The 305-nt window shown below is 69.8% G+C and carries 1 protein-coding gene; it reads right to left on the bottom strand.

Features of this window, described 5'->3' with window-relative positions; genetic code table 11:
- On the bottom strand, positions 1 to 305 hold a 305-nt coding region (locus AB4Y34_RS42245), incomplete at both ends, for an AMP-binding protein (RefSeq protein ID WP_368719355.1).

Below are 305 nucleotides of genomic sequence, written 5' to 3'. Positions count from 1 at the left end.
CACAGGTGCGCGGCCACCTCGCCCGGCTCGATCCGAAAGCCCCGGATCTTGACCTGCTCGTCGGTGCGCCCCAGAAACTCCAGATTGCCATCCGGCAGGTACCGCGCCAGGTCCCCCGTGCGGTACATCCGTGCGCCCGGCTGCCCACTGAACGGATCGGCCATGAACCGCTGCGCGCTCAGCTCCGCACGCTTCAGGTAGCCGCGCGCCACCCCCGCCCCGCCAATGTAGAGCTCCCCCACCGCCCCGAACGGCACCGGCTCTCCATGACCGTCCAGCACGTACACCCGCGTGTTCGCAATCGG

The sequence above is a fragment of the Paraburkholderia sp. BR10954 genome (genome assembly GCF_040965775.1).
In the GTDB taxonomy this organism is placed as follows: Bacteria; Pseudomonadota; Gammaproteobacteria; order Burkholderiales; family Burkholderiaceae; genus Paraburkholderia; species Paraburkholderia youngii.
Note: the sequence above shows the minus strand (reverse complement) of the source record. Positions and strands in the feature narration are given on the sequence as shown.